The sequence below is a fragment of the Acidisoma sp. S159 genome, from assembly GCF_009766125.1.
Taxonomy (GTDB): Bacteria; Pseudomonadota; Alphaproteobacteria; order Acetobacterales; family Acetobacteraceae; genus Acidisoma.
Window position 1 is genome coordinate 31,678 of sequence record NZ_LMUG01000096.1, and the last position, 21,834, is coordinate 53,511.

Below are 21,834 nucleotides of genomic sequence, written 5' to 3' on the forward strand. Positions count from 1 at the left end.
GTCAGGGATACCGACGTTGTTGCAGGCTATCCGGTATCGGTTCGCCCGCTCAAGTTCCGCGTTGGGCGGTCGAACTGACCAAACGCGGCACCAAGCGCTTCGACTTCGGCGACCCCTATCATCTCGCTATCGCCATGAGTTAGTGGGCGTTCTTCGCCAGCTGCCTCGCAGTTGATCTCGCCCTTATTCGACGAGGCAGGAGGAAGCGAGATGCAAGTGCCCTACTAGTTAGGCGATTCGTCGGTGAGGCGAAAGCTCACCCTGGGCGACTTGCGTCGGTGCCGAGCCCAAGGGGTGGGTTGCTGTTCAATCGAGAGCCTCCCTGCAGTCCGGGGACGCGGTCAGTTTCGCCAACGATCGTTATGATCACTCTGAGTCTACAACTTGAGGGCTAACGTCAACACGCGGGAAGCACAATTATCGCGTGTTGAGGTTTTGCTGGCGCGGTTCCGAAAGCTTCGCGCTGAGCCCTGCGTCTCACCTTCTAGGCGGTGTTGCCCTGTTTCCTCATTTCGTCATTTCCCAGCCAGGTGTGCTCGATGTCTCAATCTCTCCGCAAGTTCTTCCGGAGTCTTCAAGGAGGCTAAAGCTTTCTGAAATGCGGTAGCTGCTTACTGTTGCGAGAAGCCGTCAGGTTGGACCTGAAGACCCTAGTCGAGGTCCTCAGCGTTCTGAGAGGCCCGCAGTCGATAGCCGCTCAATTATATGGACCGGAACGATCTTAAGTAAGCCGCCTTCACCGGGACTGGACAGACTTCCTTCGAGTATGTCCAATGCCTCAGAGACCATTCTGTCGCCATTAGGCCGGATCGACGTCAGATTGATACTAGGCCAAGATGCAGATGGGATATCATCGAATCCGGCGATAAGCAGGCTCGCCGGAACATCGATTTTAAACTCCGATCTGGCTATTTCCAGCGCACCAATGGCCATGAGATCATTGGCGCAGAAGATAGCATTCGGACGCCTGTCCCTCGCAAGCAGTTTCCGCATCGCTTGGCTTCCGCCTTCGAAACTGTAGTTGCCGTATTCGATCACTAAATCAGATATGCCTTCCTCAACTAGCCTGCCAACGAAACCTGCGAGCCGATCCTCGCTTGACATGTTTCCTTTCCTGCCGGCGATAAAACCGAATCGCGTGGCACCCTTGCGGATAAAGAGCGACGCAACGTCTCGCCCACCAGCCACGTTGTCGCTGTTTACTGAGTTTACCCATGTATTTCTGAGCCGACTGTTGAATAAAACGACAGGCACGTTCATCTTGGCGCAGCTCTCTGCTACCGCAGGTGAAGAAATGGATGACGCTGAAATTATTCCATCCACCTGATAACCTCGAATGCGGGGTATAATTTCATCCATATATTCACGGTCCTGTACGGAAAAAAGCAAAACCGTATTGCCGCGCTTCTGGATTTCTACTGAGAATCTATCTACGATCGCTGCGTAAAACGGGTGGTTCAATCCGCTGCTGACAACCGCTATCAAGGACGATCGGTTCGTCAGCATGATCCGAGGAATGATGCTAGGTCGATAGCCAAGTTCATCCGCTGCAACCATAACCTTGGCGCGCATCTTCAGGGATACACTTGCCCCGTCTGTGAAAGCACGTGACACAGCGGCCTGGGAGACCCCAGCTTTTCTTGCAACGTCAGTCGCCGACACGTAGCGCTTACTTGCAACGCGTCGCGACTGGCTGCCGGCGCTCTCGTCCTTCATGGCATCCAAAACACCTTCTACCCCAGTCTAAGGTTACCCGATGCTGTCCAAAACAGAAGAGCATGCACAGGCGAGTTGCGTGTGGACAACATAATCTGCAGTATGTATAGCTATGCAAACGCCGGGGCAATCGACAATGTCCTGGAGGCCGACGAAGCGAAGCGGCACGGAACATGAGGGAGCACTCGATGCGGTCAAACAAAGTTCGTGATTGCTGGGCAAAAGGATCAGCCGCCGTCTCTGGGTGGTTGTCAATTGGCAACAGCTACAGCGCAGAAATCGTCGGTATGAGCGGATTCGATGCCGTCACCATTGATCTCCAGCATGCAATGACCGACATCCAGACGATGATCACTATGCTGCAGGCACTCTCGGCTACGCCCGCTGTTCCATTTGTGCGTGTACCCGGTCTGGAACCGAGCGTTATTATGAAGGCGCTCGACGCGGGAAGCTACGGCATCATCTGCCCGCTCATCAATTCGGCGGCGGAGGCGCAGGCGCTGGTAGCGGCGTCAAGTTACCCGCCTCTGGGTGGACGCAGCTTCGGACCTGCGCGAGCGCTCCTTTATGGTGGTGAGGACTATGCTGAACATGCGAATGCAACCGTCGTTCGCTTCGCAATGATCGAGACTCGCGAAGGCCTAGCCGCTGTGGAAGCGATTTGCGCGGTGGAGGGACTTGACGGCATTTATGTCGGACCAAGCGATCTCGGTCTCAGCTTTGGCAAAGGGACATCGACCGATCCAACGGATCCAGAGGTCTGCGAAGCCATGCTTCACTGCCTGCGCGTGGCCAAGGCAGCGGGAAAGCACGCCGGCCTCTTCTGTCCTTCAGGTGCGGTCGCTGCGCGGAGGGCTCGCGAAGGCTTCGATTTCGTGGTGCCAGGCAGCGATGTGAATCTGCTAAAGCGGGTGCTGGCGGAGGAGTTGGCTCAGGCCCGCGCCAACCCCTCCTGAAACCATCATCTGGCAGGACGGAGGTAGTCATCCCAGTCCGGCATCCACCGACGTCCGTAATCGCCGAACGCTTCCCAACCTTCTGCCGTCACCGCGACCGTGTCCTCAAGCTTGATGAACCCACCGCGAGGTGGGCGAGCGTCGCCTCGATGGAGATGACCATCCCGGCATCGAGTGGCTTACCGGCATGGTGGTTCGGAAAGTCACGGGATTTCGATCGCTTAACCAGGGCGCTTCATGCCCGCACCTGGAGATAAACGCTGAGACCATGCGCGTCGGCGAAGCTGAAGAAGAAGAAGCGATAGCCACCGAGCATGTATTGGACGTCGTATTTCGACGTGACCGGACTGCTTCCAGACCGGCCTCCTCCATCAGCGGATCCAGGCGCACGGTGTCGATGGGCATTGCACACATGCTGCCTGCTTCCATGACGACCTCAATTTGGCGCCGCATAGCGCCTTTTCTCAGAGCGTGATCCAGGACGAGCCGGCGGCTTGCGACCGCGCCGCGGCATCGATCATCTGGATGCCGAGCAAGCCGTCCTCAATCCCCGGTAGGTTTTTTAGCCAAGGCTCCGGAGATTTGCCCTCCTTCAAGGCGCCGATAGCAAAAGCCGTCTCGGTGTAGAGGTTGGCGAAGGCGAGGATATAACCTTCCGGATGGCCGGGGCGAAAACGCGCCGACCTGCTCACGAACTCCGAAGTTCCGTCTTGTCCCGTGCGATAGAGGATTTCGGGCCCACCAAGCGGGCGAAAGCGGAGATACTCTCCATCCTCCTCGCGCCATTCAACGGCAGCCTTCTCGCCATAAATCCGCAACGATAGTCCGTGCTGATTGCCGGTCGCGACATAGCTCGACCAGATGCGGCCGACTGCCCCGCCGGTATAGTCCAAGTCCATATACGCATTGTCGAAGACCTCGCGGCCTTCGACAAAGGTCTGCATGCGTGCCGACAGGCGGGTCGGCGTCTGGCCCGTTACATAGCGCGTCAGATGGTAGGTATGGGTGCCAACTTCGCCCAAGATGCCTTCGCGGCCAGCGATGCCTGGTCGGAAGCGCCAATGGCGTTGAGAAATGTCGCCGGGTTCCAGCGCAACCCCGGCCGCGCCGCCAGCGAATTCCGCATCGATCATGCGCAAACGGCCGAGTTCTCCCTTGGCCACGAGATCGCGCGCCAGCCGGGGCATCGGGAAGCCCGAATAGCAATGAGTGAGCACAAAGATAAGCTTGCTGGCATCGACTGCCCTCTTAAGCTGCAGCGCCTGCTCCAATGTTCGGGTGAGGGGTTTTTCACAGATTACATGTATGCCGCGTTCCAGGAAGGCGATCGCGACATCGCTGTGAATATGCGGCGGGGTAGCGATCACCACAGCATCGATCGGATCGGGCCGTGATGCCTCGCGCGACGCCATCTCGCGATAGTCGAGGTAATTTCGGTCGTCGGCCACAAGCAGGGCCTTCCCAGTCGCCGTCGAGACTTCAGGGTTGATCGAGAAGGCACCGGCCACGAGCTCGAACAGCCCATCGGCCTGGAGCGCGATCCTATGCGTCTCGCCGATGATCGAGTCGAAGCCGCCGCCGACCATGCCGACCCGAAGCCGCCGTCCAAAATCTTGCAGGAACTTGGCATTCTCATTGGCCATAGTCATTACTCCGATGATGCATTGCTATGCGTCGCCTGCGGCGAGCACTGATTGATGGGATTGTTCGCTAGTCCATGAACCGTACCGGCTCGACTTGCCGGCTCGTGGCCGAGCGCAGGATGGCGTCGACCGTCTCGGCAACCCGATAGCCATCACGGAAGGTCGCGGCATCCGGATCGAGCGCCGTGTCATGCTCAATGGCCGACAGCATATGATAGGCCTGGAAGGTAAAGGCGTCGTGCCAGCCGATAGGATGTGCACCCTGGATTCCCACGGGCAGAAAAAACTGCCCGTAAGGATGTAAATTGTTGGTCACCGAAACCGTGCGCGGTCCCTGGCGCGGCTCAGTAAAGACGAGTTCGTTCATCCGTTCCATAGAGAAGGCGAGGGTACCCTTGGTGCCGTCGATCTCGATCCGCCCCGTCAGGGCGTGGCCAGCTTGAATACGCGAAGCCTCGAACGTCGCCATCGCGCCTTGTTCCATCACAGCGACAGCGCTAAAGGCGTCATCATTCAATGCCCTGTCGTCACCGTTTGAGTTTTTCAGGCGGGTTTGCGTCCTGCCCGACACCTCCACCACCTCGCCAACGATGAAGCGCGCCACGTCGATATGGTGCGAGCCAAGGTCACCAGTGGCGCCACCCCCGGCAAGGTCGCGGATGAAGCGCCAAGTCAGCTTGCCTTCCGGCTCCCGCATATCGAGCAGCATCTGGCTGCGATAGGCCAGGATCTCGCCAAGTTCGCCACCCTTGACCATATTCCGCGCAAGCCGCAACGCCGGGATAAAGCGGTGCACGAAGGCGCACATGTGTTTCACGCCCGTTGCATCGACCGCTTTCCAGAGTCTGTGCGCTTCCTGAGCCGTTGCGGCTAACGGCTTCTCACTGAAGACATGGGCGCCGCCTTGCGCTGCGACGATCGAAGGATCAACATGGACGGAGTTCGGCCCAGCGTTGACGAAGAGGTCGCAACTTCCCTTGGCGACGGCGCTGCGCCAATCGTCGAGTACCGTGTGTGACCAGCCATAGCGCTGCGCCACGTCTTCGGCCAAGGCACGGTTTGCCTGCGTTTCAATCAAAGTCGTAAGCTCGGGCTTGACCACCCGGTCTCGCGTCATCTGCGCCGTCTTAAACGACAGAGCGTGCATTTGCCCAATGAAGCCGGCCCCTAGCATAGCAATTCTGGTCACGTGCAATGCTCCTTGCGCCGCCGCCTTTGCGGCTCGCGCGTTTTAAACCGAAGAAGACAGCCGCTATTTCACGATCGGCAGCTTGCTGCGGTCGATCGTGGCCGCGGCAGCGACGATGATGAGAACTCCAAAGACGATCTGCTGGGCTAAGATATCCACATTCATGAAGGTCATGCCGAAGCGGACTACCGAGATGATGAGCGCACCGATCATTGTGTAGACGACGGAACCCCGACCCCCCGTGATCGCGGTGCCCCCCACGACGATGGCGGCGATGGAAGGTAGGAGAAATTCGTTGGCGAGCGTGGGCGAGCCGCTCGCAAAGCGCGCGCCGAGGACGGTGCCTGCGAGGCCGGCCATGCCACCCGAAACCGCCATGGCGGTGATCTTGACCCGGTTGACTGGAACACCCGCCACAAGGGCTGCCGGCTCGCCGCTTCCGATCGCGCGGCTCCAATGCCCAAAGAGCGTGTATCGCTCGAGAAAGACACTGAAGATGAGGACCGCTAGCCCAACCAGGATTTGGTTGGGGATCGGACCTGTAGCGCCGACCAGCCAGAAGAAGGTCGTTTCACGCAATTCGGGAGGAAACGGCACCCGCTGCATGCCTGAAACGAGCAGTGCCGCGCTTGCGGCCACGCTGCCGATGGCCAAGGTCGCGATGAAGCTGGGTAGGCGGAAGTAGACATGCACGAGACCGTTGAGCAGTCCGAAGACGACCCCGATGCCAATGGCAAAAGGTATGGAGGCGTGCCCGAGCGACAGTGCCGTCGACGCAACGGCGATGCTGGCGAGTGAGGCCACCGATTGGCCGGACAAATCGATGCCGCCGAGAATAACGACGAAGGTGATGCCCGCCGCGAGGATGAAGAGCGTAGCGGTGTCGGTAGCAAGCGTTACGAGCGTATCGATCCTCAGGAAGGCGGGCGAATTCGTGCCCACAATCAGGACAAGCACAACCAGTGTGGCGAGCGGTATGAAGCGCCGGAATCTTTCGACATGGGTCAGGATCATCAGACCATCGCCTCGATGATGTCGAGTTGCGTTGGCTTCTCTATCCGGGCGTCGAAGCGGGCCGTCGTTTGCCGATCGCGCATCACCAGCACCGTGTCGCAGAGGCCGAGCGTCTCCTCGAGAGAGTCGGCGGTGAGGAGTATAGCCATGCCGCGAGAGGCCAAATCGCGGATCAGCGCGTAGACCTCCTGTTTGGCGCCAACGTCGATCCCGCGGGTCGGGTGATCGAGCAGTAGAATCTTCACGCCCGACTCAATCCACTTCGCCAGCACTACCTTCTGCTGATTGCCACCCGAGAGGCTTGTCGTGGGAAGACGGTAGTCCGGAGGGCGGATCGACAGCCGCTTCACCCAGTCGGCCGCCACCTCGCGTTGTCGCCGCTCCGAAACGAGCCCGCGCCAGCGAAAAGCCCTGAGCGATGGCAGCGAAATATTGTCCATCACCGGCAATGGCATCACCAGCCCCTCGACCCGGCGTTCTTGCGGCACATAGCCAATGCCCCGCGCCACCGCTGTGACGGGGCTATTCAGAGTCAGCCGCTCGCCCGAGACGGTCACTTCACCAAAATGCGGCCGGCCGAGACCTGCGAGCGAGCGCATGACCTCTTCCCGGCCGGAACCGATCACGCCACAGATCCCGAGAATTTCCCCCTTGTGGAGGTCGAAGCTCAGATTCCTATATTCGTTCGTGCGGCTGATGCCTTTGACAGACAGGGCTACGTCCGGCGTGTACGAAGTCCGCTTGCCCTCGCCGTAATAATCATGGTCCAGCGCGCGGCCAACCATCATGCCGTGGATCCTGGATGGCGATGCCTCGCTCTTCCCCAAGTGCCCGACGACCTGGCCATCGCGCAGAATATAAATCCGGTCTGACAGCTCAATCACCTCGTCAAGCCGGTGCGAGACGAAGACGAAGGAGGCGCGGCTGCGCAGCGCGCGTACTCTTTCGAATAGTGTCGCAATTTCGGAGCTCTCGAGCACAGAGGTCGGCTCGTCAAGAAGGACGACGACGCTGTCGGTGGACTGCTCTTCCAGGATCAAGGCCTTAGCCAGTTCCACCATCTGCCGCTCGGCAAAGCTAAGAAGTTCGGTGCGGGCCGCCGGATCGACATCTAGCTTCACCTTCCTGAGCTGGCGTCGCGCCGCCGTATGCATCGCTTTCCAGCCTATTTTCCCGAAGCGTACGAACTGCTTTTCGCGGCCAAGGTAGAGGTTCTCCGCAACTGAAATGTTGAGCAGCAACGACTGTTCCTGATGCACCATGCCGATCCCGGCGGCCTCCGCCTCCAAAGGCGAATGAAGCTTTAGCAACCCCTGTCTATTGGTAAGTGATCCGGTATCCGGCATGTAGACACCGCTTAAAACCTTCAGAAGTGTCGATTTGCCGGCGCCGTTTTCGCCGATCAGTCCGACGACCTCGTTAGGACGAATCTCGAAACTGACATTGCTTAGGGCACGAACGGCGCCGAATGTCTTACATATGCTGTCAACAGTTAAAACATTGCTCATTTGACGGATACGAGCCTCTTGCGATCCAGCGAGATCGCAACGGCTGCGATCGTGAGCAGCCCCTGCACACCGAGTTGCGCCGCAATCGGCGTTCCGGTCAGGATCATGCCGTTGCCGAGCACCGCGATGACGAAGACCCCGACGATGCTATTCTGGATGCCGCCGACTCCGCCGGTCAGTGCGGTGCCGCCGACGACGACGGCGGTGATCGTCGAGAAGAGATACCCTGTCGTGATCTGAATCTGCCCGAGGCCCAGTTGAGCCGCGAGTACGCCACCGGCGAGACCATAAAAAGCGCCAGCAAGAGTATAGAGGGCGATGCGGACACGGCCGACCGAAATGCCTGAGAGCCGAGCGATGTCTTCTCCACCGCCAAGTACAAAGGCCCAGCGGCCGAGGCGGGTAAACTCTTGGATGTAGAAGGCTACGATCAGGGCGCCGATGGCGATCCAGACAGACATATTCAGGCCGAGGATACGCGTGAAGGCGGCACTGAGGATGGTCGGATCTGAAATCGTGATGGAGCCGCCCGCGACGAAGAGGGTGGCGAAGCCGAGACCGACGAAACCGAACCCGAGGCTCGTCAGCAGAGAGGGCACCCGCAGAACCACGTGGACGCTGCCGTTCAGGAAGCCGATTAGCGCACCGGCCAGTATGACGGCCGGGAAGGCGAAAACCACCCAGCGATTGCCGCCAAAATGCAATGCGATTTGGCCAATCGTAACAGCGGCAATCGCCAGGGTGCCCTCAAGCGACAGGTCGATCGAACCGATCAAGATGATGAAAGTCATGCCGCAGACCAGTATCAGCGGCACTGAAGCACTTGAAGCCAACCGAACAAAGTTCTCGATTGTCAGGAAGCGCGGGGCGACAATACCAATGGCGATGCACAGCACGACCAGCATCAGAAGAGGGATGTAGGCTTTCGATCTTGCCAGCATATTCAGTGTGATCACCCAGCGAGAAGACCTGAAGGCAGGCGCCGCGTGAGCGGCGCTCTAAGCTACGGATATACAGCCGGCCGACTCAGCCAGATCAGGTCTGCAAATAATCCCACACCGTCGCGTAATCGACCGTGGGGCTGTTAGCCACCGCCGCCCTCGCAGCTTTAACGTTGCTTGCATCCACGAGAGTGGTCTTGCCGAAGAACTCCCGATGGCCTTTCGGCGCCGTCGTCGGATCGTATTGGCCGGTTGCCGCCTTGTAGGCGAGAGATAGACCCAGGCCGCCCCAAAGATAGGGATGCCAGTCCAGGGTGCAAACCATATCGCCGGCCTGTACAGCATCAAACCCAGGAGGGGTCCCATCGATGGCGCAGACCTTGATCTTGCCATTGAGTCCCTCGCTCTTCAGGGCCTGAATGGCGCCCAGCGCCATTTCGTCGTTCGCCGCCCAAATACCGTTGATGTCGTCACCGTAGCGCGTCAGCCAAGCCTGGGTGATTGAGAAGGCTCGGGAGGACGCCCAGTCTCCCACCTGAAAATCGAGCAACTTCACCTTGCCGGAACTGGCGTCCACTGCTTTCTGCATGCCGGTCTTACGGTCGATCGCCGTCTGGTTACTGGCCATGCCGCCGAGTGCCACAATCTTGCCCTGCCCGCCCATCGCGGCGAAAAGGGATTCAGCTGTCACCTTGCCTGATCTGACGCCATCGAACGAGATGTGCGCCACGTAGGTGCCAGGCGAATCCCAAACATGAATATCGTCCGGCTTATTCCAGATCGTGACCAGATGCGCCCCAGCTTTTTCGCAGGCTTCGATGACAATGCGGGCGTCGGGCGTATCGAGCGGGTCGATCATCAAGGCTACTTTGCCATTGTATTTCGCGAGAATGGCCTGGACGTCACCGATGCCTTTATCGCTATTGCCCCCCGTCAGAAGAGTATTGAGGCTTTTGCCGACAGATCTTGCGAAGACGACGCCACCCTTGACTTGCTGAGATTGTGAAGGACTCGAAAGAGTATTAACACTATAAGCAAGTGCCAAGGTTTCATCAGCGAACGCTCTTCGGGTCGAGATGGCAGGTAGTAGACTTGCCGAACCGACGGCAGCGGCTGCCCGCAGGAATGTGCGGCGGCTTGCATTACCACCCGATACAGCGTCACCCATGATATCTCCTCCCAGGAATTTATTTTCTTCGTTAAACAGCGCCGTTGGCACGTCCCGCTCTGCCGGACGACTGTGACCCTCTACGGCACGTCAACGATGCAACTAAGCTGCCTGGAAATGGATTGCTATGCAAGCCGGCTTTTTTGGCTCGCCCTCGCTAATCCAAACATGTTGTTACGTAAGCCGCGGCCGCATTGCATCTATCGCAGCCTGGAGGGATCTGCATAGCGTTGCAGAATTGGGTTGGCTCGCCGCGGTCCTGCGAACGGGGGCAGCCAATGAACAACGTTCACCGCCCTCACGAACGACTAATATACAAGTCGGGTTTCTCAACCTCGTGCACGAGCACGCGACTCATCGGGTTAGTCCAGGGCTCCTTTTCGCGTGTTGCGAACCAAGCACCCCAATTTGATGGAGTTCGTCGACGATCCCAGACGTTCGATTGCTTTTTCAAGCGCGATTTTGTCAAACAATCTAATTTGACAATTTTAATGTACTATCTTAGGCACTGTCGTACGCGGAGCTCGGGAGGATGGGAATGCCGCACCAGCTCTTGCAACACCTTGGTTCTCCTGACGGGCGCGGGATACGTGCGACCTGGCTGCACAGCGCCTCGCCATTGTCTGCCGAGATGATCGCGCGGCTGGGCTGGGATTGCCTTGTGGCGGACATGCAGCACAGCATGACCGGCTTCGACGAGATGGTGGCCTTGCTGCAAGTGACGACCAATCTCGGCGCAGTTATGCTAGTGCGTCCGCCCACTCTTGACGTCGCCCTCATCGGGCGATTACTTGACGCTGGAGCGAGCGGCATAATTTGCCCTATGGTGAGTTCCGCGGCCGAGGCCCAGATGCTGGTCACCGCCTGCCGCTATCCGCCGCTCGGCTCGCGCAGCTTCGGCCCGATACGCGCGCGCCTACTATTTGGCGACGACTATGTCAGCAAGGCGAACGTCCAGGTATTGGCCATCGCTATGATCGAAACCTTGGGCGGACTGGAGGCTCTAGACGCCATCGCCCGAACCCCGGGCCTTGACGGTATCTTCGCAGGTCCCGGCGACATAGCCTCCAGCCTCGGCCGGCCGCCACGCATGGATACCGACGACAGCATCGTTCTCGACGCTCTTCGTCGGATCGCGCAAGGCGCTGTGAAGGCCAACATTATGGCCGGTCTTGCTTGCGAGACGACTGCCTATGCTAAACGCATGCAGACAGAGGGTTATCGCCTATTTGTCACTGGTTCAGATCTGCGACTCATGACCGCCGCGTCTAAGCGGCTCCTAGCCGAATTCACTACGTGACTAAGAACCCGAACTCGTCGCTGTCCGCATCAGGCCTGGAAATCGTTGAAGCTCTGCGAGACGATATTGTCTTCGGCCGCCTCCATCCCCGCGAACGTTTGGTCGAAGCCGATCTGGTGCTGCGCTTTCGCTCTCATCGGGCCGCCGTGCGCGAGGCTTTGTTGGCGCTAGAGCAGGCCGGCCTCGTGGACCGACAACGCAATAAGGGCGCCTCCGTGCGTGACCTGCAGCCCGAGCGCGTCGAGCAGATCTATGCCGTCCGGCTGCTTTTGGAGACGGCGGCGGTCGAGGGTATTCCCTTGCCTCTGCGGCCCGAGGCATTAGCCAAACTCGTCGCTATCCAGCACGACCACGAAAGGTCGGTTGTGCATCGGGATCTCCGCTGCATCTTCGAGCACAACAACCGTTTTCACCGACATCTCTACGCCCAGCTTGGAAACCCTGTGCTCATTGAGATGATTGATCTCTGCGCAGTAAGCGCACTCACCGTGCGATTTCATCCCTATATGGACCCACACTTTCTTGCCAAGGTCTGCAGCGATCACTGGGCGATGATCGAGGCCTGCCGTCAATGCGATCGCCCGCGTCTCGTCGCACTCGTGCGCGAACATCTGCCCTTGGCGAAGGACCGGTACCTTAAAACTTACTATGCTTCTTTGAGCCAAGACCTCGTTCTAGCCAAGCGCGCGTGAGAAGATGAATGCGAAGGCGGTCGAATTTAGAAGGCAAGCAATGTAAACCAACCTCCAGAACATGGAGTTACCGGCCCGCTGAATTCAACGGGAGCGTGGACGGCCCTCGTGCGCGATTGCACAAATCGGCGAGCGCCGACGTCCTGCGATGCGTTCTACCTGCTCCGCAGGCGCGCGGTCGATGCGAGTAGTAACCTCTTGACGCTTGAAACAGCTACAGCCTAAGGTCTGTCGACAACCGACCGGCGACCGAAGACCGGCGGCGAAATCAAGACGGGGGAATCGTTTCTATGCAGAAGCCATTCGAAGGCTCTTCCGGACAGGACAACAAGAGTCGCTACGCGCGGCGGACGGTCTTGAACGCCGCGATCGTCGGCGGGGGCGCGGCTACCCTGCCCGAGCTCATACGGGCGGCGTGGGGCGCCGGTGCCGCTTCAACTGCGTTTGGCAATCCTCGATGGACCTTCACCTTCATTTCGCAAGCGGCGACGAACCCTTTCTTTGTGCCGACCCGTTACGGACTTGCCGACGCGGCGAATCTCCTGGGGTGCGATTATCAGTGGCTCGGGACATCAACGGAATCGGTCGTTCCAGCCATGGTTCAAACCATGAACAGCGCCATAGCAGCCGACGTTGACGGGATAGCGGTTGCCATGGTTGACGACAATGCGTTCAATGATCCCACTACACGCGCGCTTGAAGCAGGCATACCGGTGATTTCATTCAACTCCGATGTCACGCCAGCCTCTGCCAATCGAAGGCTAAGCTACGTCGGCCAGAACCAGTACACGCTTGGTGTCGCGATCGGCCAGCAGATTTTGAAGTACATCGACTCCGGTCGAATCGCGATCATGATATCGACGCCCGGGGCGTTGAGCCTTCAGCCCAGAGTAGACGGAGCCGTTCACGCCATAAAGGCGTCTGGCCGAGATATAAAGTACGATATTGTCGCGACGGGCACCACCTTCGCCAGTCAGGTCGCTAATGCGAAGGCATATTACCTAGGTCATCCCGAGGTGCGCGGAATGTTCGGTGTCGACCTTGGCTCCGGCGTCGGGGTCGCGGAAGCGATACGAAAATATGACCTCCGCAAGAAAGGGATCTTCGGCTCTACGACCGATATATACTCTGTCACAAACCAGGCGATAGCCGACGATATTCTACAGTTCACGTTCGATCAGCAACCTTATTTCGAAGGCTTTTACGCTTTCATGCAGCTGTTTTTCATCAAGCTTTCGGGCGCGATGGAGGGAGCCGCCCCCATCGGGACGGGTCCGCTTCTCGTAACGAAAGCTAATATAGCTAAATATCTAGACCGTCCATCTAGGTTCATTGGTAACACGGCGGCTGAGGCAGTACTGCCCATGAGTAAGCCCGTTATCGGTCGTTCTTTTCCACCTCAGCCGGAATGACGCAGGGCCTTCGGATTTGTATCATGAAGCAACGTTACGGCTGCCATCAAGACAGAAATTCCAAAAGTGTCGTTGAGCTTATCATCGAAAGCACTGGTATAGTCGCGGTGCGTCTGCTGCCGGCAGGCCACCTCTTACCCCTTGTCCAAGGATAATAGGATCTGTGGCCAACGACCCTCGGGCAGGTATATTGGCACATCAGCCAACGGTGGGGGCACGCCGTATCAAGAACCCTCACAGAAGAAGCTTCGGTGAGTTTCTGTTCCGATATCGCGAACTGAGTCTTTTGCTCGTCGCTCTTTGTCTCGGTGCCTATTTTCAGATTGTGACAGGAAAGCTCCTGTCGGGTGCCAACCTGCTCAACTTGTCGCAGATCATGGCACCGATCGCTATGCTAGCCTGCCCCATGGTCTTACTGATCGCCGGTGGCGAGATTGATCTGTCGGTCGGCCAGACATTTGCTCTGGCACCTTTCCTCGTACATTTTGGTCAACAGGCTGGCATACCGCTTATACTGGCCGATGTGCTCGCCGTAGCTATGGTGAGCATGGTTGGCGTTATTAATGGCGTGGTGACCGTATATATCGGAGTGCCTTCCTTCGTGACCACCCTCGGCACCTTTTTCGGCATCAATGGGTTGACTTTGATCATATCTAACGCGGAGCCCGTGCCTACCCCTGGGACGGGTATGTATGCCATGGTATTCGGCCAGAACTGGTCGCTCATCCTCTGGGCAGTAGCAGCACTAGCAATATTTCACTTCATACTCAGGCATATGCGGTGGGGTCTGTATTGCGTCGCGATCGGCGGCAATTACGAGACCTCGAAGGAAGCGGGGATCAAAGTAGCGCGAATAAAAATTGGGAATTTCATAATGCCAGCGGCGGTTGCAGGCTTCGCCGGAATTCTTGACTCTGTTACGGTTAACATCACTGATCCACTAGCTGGTGGTTCTGCAATCATGTTCTCCGCAATTTCTGCAGTCGTCATAGGCGGGACCGCCCTCGCGGGCGGTTTCGGCACCGTAATCGGCGCTTTCATCGGCGCAGCCGTACTCGCGTTGCTTCAGGATGGGCTCAGCCTGCAGGGGGTAAACGCGAACGCGTTCTCCCTCATTCTTGGTATCGCAGTTCTCTCTGTGATGATCCTAAACGTAACCTTGAGCAGGCAACTACTTGGAAGGAAGCGAGGGTGACCGGTTTATTGCCAGACCCGACTCCGCTCCTTAGGGCAGAGGGGATCGTCAAGCAATTTGGTCCGGTCGTCGCGCTTAACGGGCTCTCGATGGAGCTTCGCTCGGGCGAAGTACTTGGACTCCTGGGCGACAACGGAGCCGGCAAATCAACTCTGCTCAAGATCCTTACGGGTTTTATGCAGCCTGACTCAGGGACCGTGCGATTGGACGGCGAAGTTGTCCGCTTCCGGGATGTCCAGCACGCTCGGTCACTCGGAATCGACATCATTTACCAGGACCTCGCACTTGTCGACCAATTGTCGATCGTTCAGAATATATTTCTAAACAGGGAGTCCACAACCAACGGTCCGCTTAAAGTGCTCCGACGAAGAGCCATGCGCCGGGAGGCTGAAAGCCTCATCGAGCGGGTCGGCGTAAGGCTTCCAAGTCTAGATCAGCCGGTGGGCTCGCTGTCAGGCGGCCAGCGTGCGGCCGTCGCAATTGCACGGGTCGTCCAAACTAACGCGCGGGTGTTGCTGTTGGACGAGCCGCTTGCTGCCGTCGGAGTGCGCGAAGCGCGGATCGTCATCGACGTGGTAAGGAACCTTCGCGCCGCGGGCGTGTCAGTAATCGTCATACTTCACAACTATGGCCACGTTATTGATCTTTGCGAACGCTTCTACATTGTGCGTGGTGGTGAGATAGCGGAGGAAGGCCGAATTGCAGGACACACGTCCGAGTCTCTAATCGCGGCGGTGCTGGCGACTCGCCTCTGAAAGGTCGGGTTGCCTTTCCTAATGAGATCGACGACACCGCCAGCGGCGCCATCAACCGGGACGAATTGAAGAATATTAGCACCGGTTTGCGGCAGCTACTGCTGGCGCAAACCGCTAAGCGCATCCGGCAGGTTACCAATTGAGCAAGGAGTCCTCGGCCTGGCCTTCGAGCCGAAATCGTCGATCGGGCGGCCACCAGTGAGACCAAGGAATCGACTCTAAGACTTCAATAGACTTCCTCGTCGGGCTTCCGTGGACTTATCGCTAACTTCCTCTACAAAACCAGTAACCCGCTTTCCAACCGCGAGGATATGCCTAGTGACCTCTGCCTGTAGGCGGCTCGCCTTACCCGAGCGGATCGCCGCCAGTATGTCGAGATGTTCCTCGTACGAGAGTTTAGTGTGGTCGAGATGAGACCCGGCGAAGTGCCATATTCTAACAAGATGATCACGCAGCCCGACTAGCTGCGCTGCGAGCGTCGCGTTTCCATAACGCCGAACGTAAAGATCGTGGAACTCAAAATCTGCATCGTTGAACGATTGAACCTTTCCTCGCGCAAGATCCTTCGCAATGAGCTTCAACTTCGCCTCCACCATCTGTATGAGGCGCGGATCGATATCCTCGGCTCGACCTGCAGCAAACGCCTCGAGCGCGCATCGAACATCGTAAAGCTCCGATACGCCCCGCGGCGTTATGTTGGCGACTCGTAGCGCGCGCCCACCAGATGTCTCCATAAAAGCCTCTTCTTCAAGGCGACGGAACGCCTCCCTCAACGGCGAGCGGCTTATTCCGAGCCTTCGTGAGATGTCGATCTCATTAACGCCGGTGCCCGGCGCGAGCTCGCACGAGATGATCATCTGCTTTATGCGCAGATATGTCTGTGTCGATACGGTCGCGCTGCGTGTGATGTGCGCCCAGGTCGGCTGCCGCTCCCTGAGCTCGGGCAACCCCGAAGGCTCTTTGTGAACGATCGGCATAGGTTTAGTCATATGGGCTCCGCTCCGTCTTGTGCTATGATACTGACTATTAACTTTGATATGCGGCGCGCCAATCGGTCTGACAGGCGCTGAGCAGGCCACCGCAGCTCCGGCCCGACGGGAACTCATGCAACGATTCCGACAACGTGCCATCAGTGAGCCACTGCGCTCGACGCTCAAAAGTCCTGTCTGAAGAACGAAAACGGCACGGGCTCGCGCAATGCGAGCAATTTGCTCAATAAGACGCCGGAAGTTCCCCATCACCATCAGCGCCGCACGAAGGCGTCCTCAAAACACTCCCACGGCTCCCAACCAAGTAAGCGAACCAGTTGAGTTCTATGCCCTAGGATTTGCCTCCTGTCGACAGTGGACGTGGTGAGCCCCTGCGCCCAATCTCGACCGGCCGCGAGAGAGAAAGGAAGCGGTACGTGGGCAGATGTCCATTGAGGCTGCTCGACTTCGGAGGCGGGGTAGCACCGTCAGTCACTCGACCCTGAGGGAGTAGGCCTCATTACGTGTATGAGGCAGGATTAGGCCAGGCGTTTCATGCGGCCGATCTGTGTCTAGCGAGCCATCGGTTCGCGAAAAAGGTAGCAGCGAAGTTTACTCTTGTGAAATCAAAGTCGAATGCACTTGCACCGATTTCTGCCCTCAGATAGCATGACCGATACTCGATAAGTGGGGAAGTCGGCGGAGAAGTCTTCCCGATTCTCTTGATGGAGCATATCATCTATCATTTCGCGGGCCAGATTACGGTATGAAATGGGAGCGGTCCATATGAAGGCTGTCGTTCTTTCGAACGAAAGAAAACCTGAGCTTCGTGATATCCCCTACCCCTCTCCAAAGGAGGGTGAGGTCTTACTTGAGGTGGATCATTGCGGAATCTGCGGCAGCGATCTCCATGCCGCTACCTCAAGCATATACCGCACCGGCATTGTTATGGGACACGAGTTCTCAGGTAAGATTGTCCAGGCAGCGCATGACGTAGCCGGGTGGAAGATCGGCGATCGTGTGTGTGTAAATCCGAATGGCGCGTATTGCGGGCACTGCTTCAGCTGTCGCAATGGGCAGGTCAATCTTTGCCCTCAAATACTCACCAACTCGGTAGGCGCGGCAACGCCCGGAGGAATGGCAGAGTTCGTAGCGGTTAATGCCCGGACCATTCACCTGTTACCTGCGGGAATGAGCGGGAAACAGGGCAGCTGGGTAGAGCCCATGGCAGTCGCAATGAGAGCTGTCAGGCGATCCCTCATCCAAATCGGCGACGATGCCATCGTCTACGGCGCAGGACCAATTGGCTTGCTGGTCATAGCTGTCCTCCGCAAAGCTGGTGCAGGTTTAATAACGGTTATAGAACCAAGCGCATTTAGACGGAACGTCGCAGTGATCGCTGGCGCCGACCGAGCCCTCAGCCCGGATGATATCGGTCTTTCTGAAGCGTTTCGAGAGCCGGTAGATGGACCTGGGTTCGCTTTCGATTGTGTTGGTTCCCCGACGGTCGTGGATGCCGCAGTGAGAGTTCTTCGGCCACACGGGCGACTTACAATCATCGGCCTCGCGCAGACGCCGAATAGCTTTCGCGCCACTGACCTTATTTTTAAAGAGATCGATATTTGTGGATCCTTTATATACGCAGACGAATTCCAACAGGCAATCCGTCTGATCGCAAGCGGAGGAATGGCAGTCGACAGGTTTACCACGGCGGTGCGCCCGTTAGACGAGGCCATTAATGCTTTCTCAGACCTTTCCAACGCGGCTCAATCCGTCAAGATTCTCCTTACACCCCATGCTCGGGCTTGATTCTTTTGTAGATATGACCGCCGTCACGAGCTTAAGGGGAATCAGCGCGACGAGTATATCGCTGCAGCGAGCCAGGTTGGGCGGATGGCACACGCGCCGGCGAAAGCCGCCCGCCGCAAACTCGCTCTTAGTCATATAAGTCGGCAATTTAGCTGATGACAGGGAAGGTATAGCAGGTCGCGGAAAATTTCGGCTCAGACCCGCCAGAGAGTTGACTTTACGAACAAAGCAGAGCAATTTTGCTTGTTGACAGACGACGGACTACTGGCAGCCTAGACGAAAGGAGCGCATAACAGCGGCCGCGCATAGGGTGTCGCCACTGGATATCAGAGTCATCGATTGGACCGGTAGAGTGCGACGTCGAAAGTGCCGGAGCCGCGGCGCACAAAATGAGAACCGCTTAATTCCGCGCCGTCGCTAATGATGTGCCAAGTCTTAGATAATCCTTCCGCTTGAACCTCAAATCTCGGCGCGCTTCTGTTTCCTGCTAGCTGTAAAGTAATTCAACGCCCAATTGCTCTCGCATAGACTTCTCTAACACCTTCTTCCTATCCCTCGAATAGCTGATGGTAAAAAAGATGATCGGGATAAGCATGCTCGGGGCTGGATTTATGGGCGAGATGCACTCGCTTAGCTATGGCACCGTGCATCGCGCAAAAACTAAGCCCCAGAGAAAGGCTCGACTAATCACGCTCGCCGATACCAACACGGGCCTTGCGGAAGAGTTGCGGCGCCGATACGATTGGGAAGAAGTTGCGGAAGATTGGAACGCTGCTATCGAACATCCGGACGTGCAGTTGTTCATAAACGCTGGGCCTAACGACATTCACGCCGCACCTACTATTGCCGCAGCGAAGCGGGGAAAACACCTGTTCTCGGAAAAGCCATTGGGCCGCAACGCCAATGAGGCACACCAAATCTGGGCGGCTGCAGAGGAGGCGGGGGTTGTACACATGTGCGCCTTCGTCCATCGTTTCGTCCCTGCGCTGCAATTGATGCGCCAGATGATCGCGAGCGGCGAGGTCGGAACGGTCCGTCATTTTCGCAGTAACTTCCTGATGGACATGCAGCATTCCGACCAAAGTATATCGTGGCGCTATAGCACGGGTCGTGCGGGCGGCGGGGCCACCGGTGACCTCGGTTCACATCACATTGATCAAGCTCGCTTCCTCGTCGGTGAGGTGCGCCGGGTTCAAGCTATCACCAGAACCTGGAGCAAGGACAAAAATGGACTGCTTCAGGACGTTAATGACGATTGGTTTCTCGCCGGCGCGGAGCTCGAGAACGGCGCGACCGCAAGCTTTGAGGCTTCAAGAGTAGCCGAAGGCCATCAACTGACGGGCCGCATTGAGGTTGATGGTACACGCGGCACGCTTCGGTGGGAAATGGAGCGGCTAAGTGAACTCTATTTATCTGAACCCGGAAAGGGTCCGCGCCGGATTATGGTCGTTTCCCCAGAACATCCGTACAGCGACTTCTGGCTCCCGGTCGGAATTCAGGGTTCCTTCGCCATTGGCTGGCGCGACTGTTTTTCTCACCAAGCCTACCATATGCTCGCAGCAATAGACGGCGCGCAGTGCGCCCCACTGGGCGCAACTTTCGAAGACGGTTACAGGGTCGCCGAAATTGTCGATGCAATTATCCGTTCGGGTGAAAATGGGCGCAATGAAGATGTGCTGTTCCGATCGGCAGAAGAACCAGGATGAGATCCCGCCGCAATTTACCGCCGGGAAGAGCTGACGAGCGAATGGGCCCCAGGCTCGTGTTCGCTCAGGACCACGCGGTCATTACGTCACCTTCAGAAAAGCTTCTGCAGATGATCGAGAGGGTCGCGGGCTCCAATCTATTGGCCGATTTTGGGTCGCGCTCAAGATGTAATCTTTTGCTCAAGAACCCCTAAGCTTCAGGGGACCAAGCTTCAAGCATCAGACCTAATGCTACAACGATTCTCAGGAAGCCATAATGTCGAAGTCTACTATCCCAATTGGAGTGCCGTTCGACACCAAACGTCTCGATTCCTTGATGGAGGAAGATAACCTCGATGCGGTGCTTATTACCTCAAAGCACAACATCCAGTACATGCTCGGCGGCTATCGCTTCTTCTTTTATAGCTTCGCGGACGCACACGGACTGAGTCGCTATTTGCCAATTCTGATATATGTAAAAGGTCGCCCAGAGGATGCCTCCTATGTCGGCAGTCCAATGGAGAAGTATGAGGAGGAGCTCGGCAAGTTCTGGATGCCCGAACTCCATTTCGGGAACATGACGGTGGAGCAATACGCTGCAACCGCTGTTACTCATCTCAAACGTCTCGGCCAGTCCGTTCGACGTTTAGGCGTCGAAATGGACTTCCTGCCTCATACAGCTTTTGCCACGCTGAAAGACGGCCTGCCCGAATCGCAAATTGTCAATGCGAATCTGACGCTTGAAATGCTCCGCGCAGTCAAGACGCCTATTGAGCTTGCAATCCTTCGCGACGCGTCTGAGAAGGTCGTCGACGCGATGATTGCTACCTTCGCCCAGCACCGGGTAGGCTCAACGAAAGGTGAGATCATCGCGACCTTGAAGAAAGAAGAGACCGCTCGCGGGTTGCACTTCGAATATGGTCTCGTAAACATTGGAAGGTCCTTCAATCGGGCCCCTTCGGCGCAGATATGGCAAAAAGGGGAAGTACTTGCGCTTGATTCTGGAGGGAATGACAGGGGCTATATCGGCGATCTCTGCCGAATGGGGTTTCCCGGTGTACCGGACGAGGAGCTTGTCGACCTGCTCGCCCATGTCGATGAGGTCCAGCAAGCCGCCCGAAGACCGATTCGGCCCGGCGTAAAAGGAGGCGACATTTATGCCGGGCCAGAGGCGATCCTCGCGCGTTCACCATACCGCGATCAGCTCGATTTTGTAGCACATGGCATGGGAATCGTCGGGCACGAGGCGCCGTGGCTCAGTGATCGGAGCCCAGTGCCATACCCCGCTCACCACGCCAACAAGCCGCTCGTCGCTGGGATGGTGATCTCTATTGAGACCACGCTGTCGCATCCCCGTCGAGGATTTATAAAACTGGAGGACACAGTGGCGGTAACAAACGAAGGATGGGAGGCCTTTGGCGACTACGGTCGGGAGTGGAACCGCGCGTTGCCATGACGGGCTCCGCCTCCGATCTGGATGCCCGTGAAATGTTACGCCCAACGGTGAGAAGGTTGAGTTACGCTGGATCAGCGGAACTCGTGCCAGCCTAAGGTAACCTTCGAGAGATGAGGGGCTGAGATTTCATCGATCACCCAGCTCAAGATTAGACATTGAAATTTGAAACTAAGCTGGGCCCGTGAAGGTCCAACGAGCCGAGGATGCATGGGCGTGGGGTCGCGGCAACTTCTCGAGTAGGGGACCGAGCAGACTGATTGTCTCACTCCTACGAGGCTACAGATCGAATTTGGCCTTCTGACGCTATCCAATGGCGCCGCGTAAACCCGACGACGGTGCGGGCGGAAAGTGATGATGTTTCGCCCGGCGCAGCGCGGCTCAAATCGCCTTGAGCCGAACTTTCGGCGCCATCCAGTTGATTTTGAAA

General features: G+C 57.4%; 17 protein-coding genes and 1 pseudogene. 9 read left to right on the top strand and 9 right to left on the bottom strand.

The genetic code is table 11. The annotated features are described in order from the left end of the window. Nucleotides 1-663: 663 nt before the first annotated feature. Nucleotides 664-1,716, bottom strand: coding sequence for a LacI family DNA-binding transcriptional regulator (locus GSQ92_RS28520; protein ID WP_159014740.1), 1,053 nt, complete (start codon nucleotides 1,714-1,716; stop codon nucleotides 664-666). Between the two features lie 188 nt (nucleotides 1,717-1,904). Here GSQ92_RS28520 and GSQ92_RS28525 point away from each other — a divergent pair, with 188 nt between their 5' ends. After that, nucleotides 1,905-2,672, top strand: a complete 768-nt coding sequence (locus GSQ92_RS28525; protein ID WP_159014741.1) for an HpcH/HpaI aldolase/citrate lyase family protein — start codon at nucleotides 1,905-1,907, stop codon at nucleotides 2,670-2,672. A 464-nt stretch (nucleotides 2,673-3,136) separates the two neighbouring features. On the opposite strand, the gene GSQ92_RS28530 is transcribed toward GSQ92_RS28525, so the two are convergent. From GSQ92_RS28530 to GSQ92_RS28555, 7 genes and pseudogenes are all read right to left on the bottom strand, one after another. Further along, on the bottom strand, nucleotides 3,137-4,315 hold the full coding sequence (locus GSQ92_RS28530) for a Gfo/Idh/MocA family protein (protein WP_159014742.1): 1,179 nt from the start codon (nucleotides 4,313-4,315) through the stop codon (nucleotides 3,137-3,139). Nucleotides 4,316-4,382: 67 nt separating this feature from the next. Then, complete coding sequence (locus tag GSQ92_RS28535) at nucleotides 4,383-5,489, bottom strand: Gfo/Idh/MocA family protein (RefSeq protein ID WP_256367148.1); 1,107 nt, start codon at nucleotides 5,487-5,489, stop codon at nucleotides 4,383-4,385. A 78-nt stretch (nucleotides 5,490-5,567) separates the two neighbouring features. Further along, complete coding sequence (locus GSQ92_RS28540; RefSeq protein WP_159014744.1) at nucleotides 5,568-6,518, bottom strand: ABC transporter permease; 951 nt, start codon at nucleotides 6,516-6,518, stop codon at nucleotides 5,568-5,570. Beyond that, on the bottom strand, nucleotides 6,518-7,306 hold the full coding sequence (locus GSQ92_RS32115; protein ID WP_408832791.1) for an ATP-binding cassette domain-containing protein: 789 nt from the start codon (nucleotides 7,304-7,306) through the stop codon (nucleotides 6,518-6,520). Before GSQ92_RS32115 ends, GSQ92_RS28540 begins: the two co-directional genes overlap by 1 nt. Before the next feature lie 204 nt (nucleotides 7,307-7,510). Beyond that, a pseudogene (locus GSQ92_RS32120) lies at nucleotides 7,511-7,957 on the bottom strand (ATP-binding cassette domain-containing protein); the annotation flags it as partial. A 65-nt stretch (nucleotides 7,958-8,022) separates the two neighbouring features. Then, the gene (locus GSQ92_RS28550) at nucleotides 8,023-8,982 is read right to left on the bottom strand and encodes an ABC transporter permease (RefSeq protein WP_159014746.1); all 960 of its coding nucleotides are present in this window, start codon (nucleotides 8,980-8,982) and stop codon (nucleotides 8,023-8,025) included. A 79-nt stretch (nucleotides 8,983-9,061) separates the two neighbouring features. Beyond that, nucleotides 9,062-10,186, bottom strand: coding sequence for a sugar ABC transporter substrate-binding protein (locus GSQ92_RS28555; RefSeq protein ID WP_159014747.1), 1,125 nt, complete (start codon nucleotides 10,184-10,186; stop codon nucleotides 9,062-9,064). A gap of 487 nt (nucleotides 10,187-10,673) precedes the next feature. Between GSQ92_RS28555 and GSQ92_RS28560 the strand changes: the two genes are divergently transcribed. The 5 genes from GSQ92_RS28560 to GSQ92_RS28580 all read left to right on the top strand — a co-directional run bounded on the left by GSQ92_RS28560 (nucleotide 10,674) and on the right by GSQ92_RS28580 (nucleotide 15,489). After that, on the top strand, nucleotides 10,674-11,435 hold the full coding sequence (locus tag GSQ92_RS28560) for an HpcH/HpaI aldolase/citrate lyase family protein (RefSeq protein ID WP_159014748.1): 762 nt from the start codon (nucleotides 10,674-10,676) through the stop codon (nucleotides 11,433-11,435). After that, nucleotides 11,432-12,127, top strand: a complete 696-nt coding sequence (locus GSQ92_RS28565) for a GntR family transcriptional regulator (RefSeq protein ID WP_159014749.1) — start codon at nucleotides 11,432-11,434, stop codon at nucleotides 12,125-12,127. Before GSQ92_RS28560 ends, GSQ92_RS28565 begins: the two co-directional genes overlap by 4 nt. A gap of 290 nt (nucleotides 12,128-12,417) precedes the next feature. Continuing rightward, on the top strand, nucleotides 12,418-13,539 hold the full coding sequence (locus GSQ92_RS28570) for a substrate-binding domain-containing protein (protein ID WP_159014750.1): 1,122 nt from the start codon (nucleotides 12,418-12,420) through the stop codon (nucleotides 13,537-13,539). 163 nt (nucleotides 13,540-13,702) lie between these two features. Beyond that, complete coding sequence (locus tag GSQ92_RS28575) at nucleotides 13,703-14,734, top strand: ABC transporter permease (protein WP_254066730.1); 1,032 nt, start codon at nucleotides 13,703-13,705, stop codon at nucleotides 14,732-14,734. After that, nucleotides 14,731-15,489 carry an ATP-binding cassette domain-containing protein gene (locus GSQ92_RS28580; RefSeq protein ID WP_159014751.1) on the top strand — a complete coding sequence of 253 codons (759 nt, stop codon included), beginning with the start codon at nucleotides 14,731-14,733 and terminating at the stop codon, nucleotides 15,487-15,489. Before GSQ92_RS28575 ends, GSQ92_RS28580 begins: the two co-directional genes overlap by 4 nt. A gap of 218 nt (nucleotides 15,490-15,707) precedes the next feature. Here GSQ92_RS28580 and GSQ92_RS28585 read toward each other — a convergent pair whose 3' ends face one another. Further along, a complete protein-coding gene (locus GSQ92_RS28585) occupies nucleotides 15,708-16,466 on the bottom strand; it encodes a GntR family transcriptional regulator (protein ID WP_159014752.1) in 759 nt (252 codons plus the stop codon). Between the two features lie 777 nt (nucleotides 16,467-17,243). Here GSQ92_RS28585 and GSQ92_RS28590 point away from each other — a divergent pair. The 3 genes from GSQ92_RS28590 to GSQ92_RS28600 all read left to right on the top strand — a co-directional run bounded on the left by GSQ92_RS28590 (nucleotide 17,244) and on the right by GSQ92_RS28600 (nucleotide 21,407). Continuing rightward, nucleotides 17,244-18,266 carry a zinc-binding dehydrogenase gene (locus GSQ92_RS28590; RefSeq protein WP_159014753.1) on the top strand — a complete coding sequence of 341 codons (1,023 nt, stop codon included), beginning with the start codon at nucleotides 17,244-17,246 and terminating at the stop codon, nucleotides 18,264-18,266. A 566-nt stretch (nucleotides 18,267-18,832) separates the two neighbouring features. Next, nucleotides 18,833-19,972: a Gfo/Idh/MocA family protein gene (locus GSQ92_RS28595; protein WP_159014754.1), complete on the top strand. Its 1,140-nt coding sequence runs from the start codon at nucleotides 18,833-18,835 to the stop codon at nucleotides 19,970-19,972. Between the two features lie 256 nt (nucleotides 19,973-20,228). After that, a complete protein-coding gene (locus GSQ92_RS28600; RefSeq protein ID WP_159014755.1) occupies nucleotides 20,229-21,407 on the top strand; it encodes a Xaa-Pro peptidase family protein in 1,179 nt (392 codons plus the stop codon). Nucleotides 21,408-21,834 lie beyond the last annotated feature (427 nt).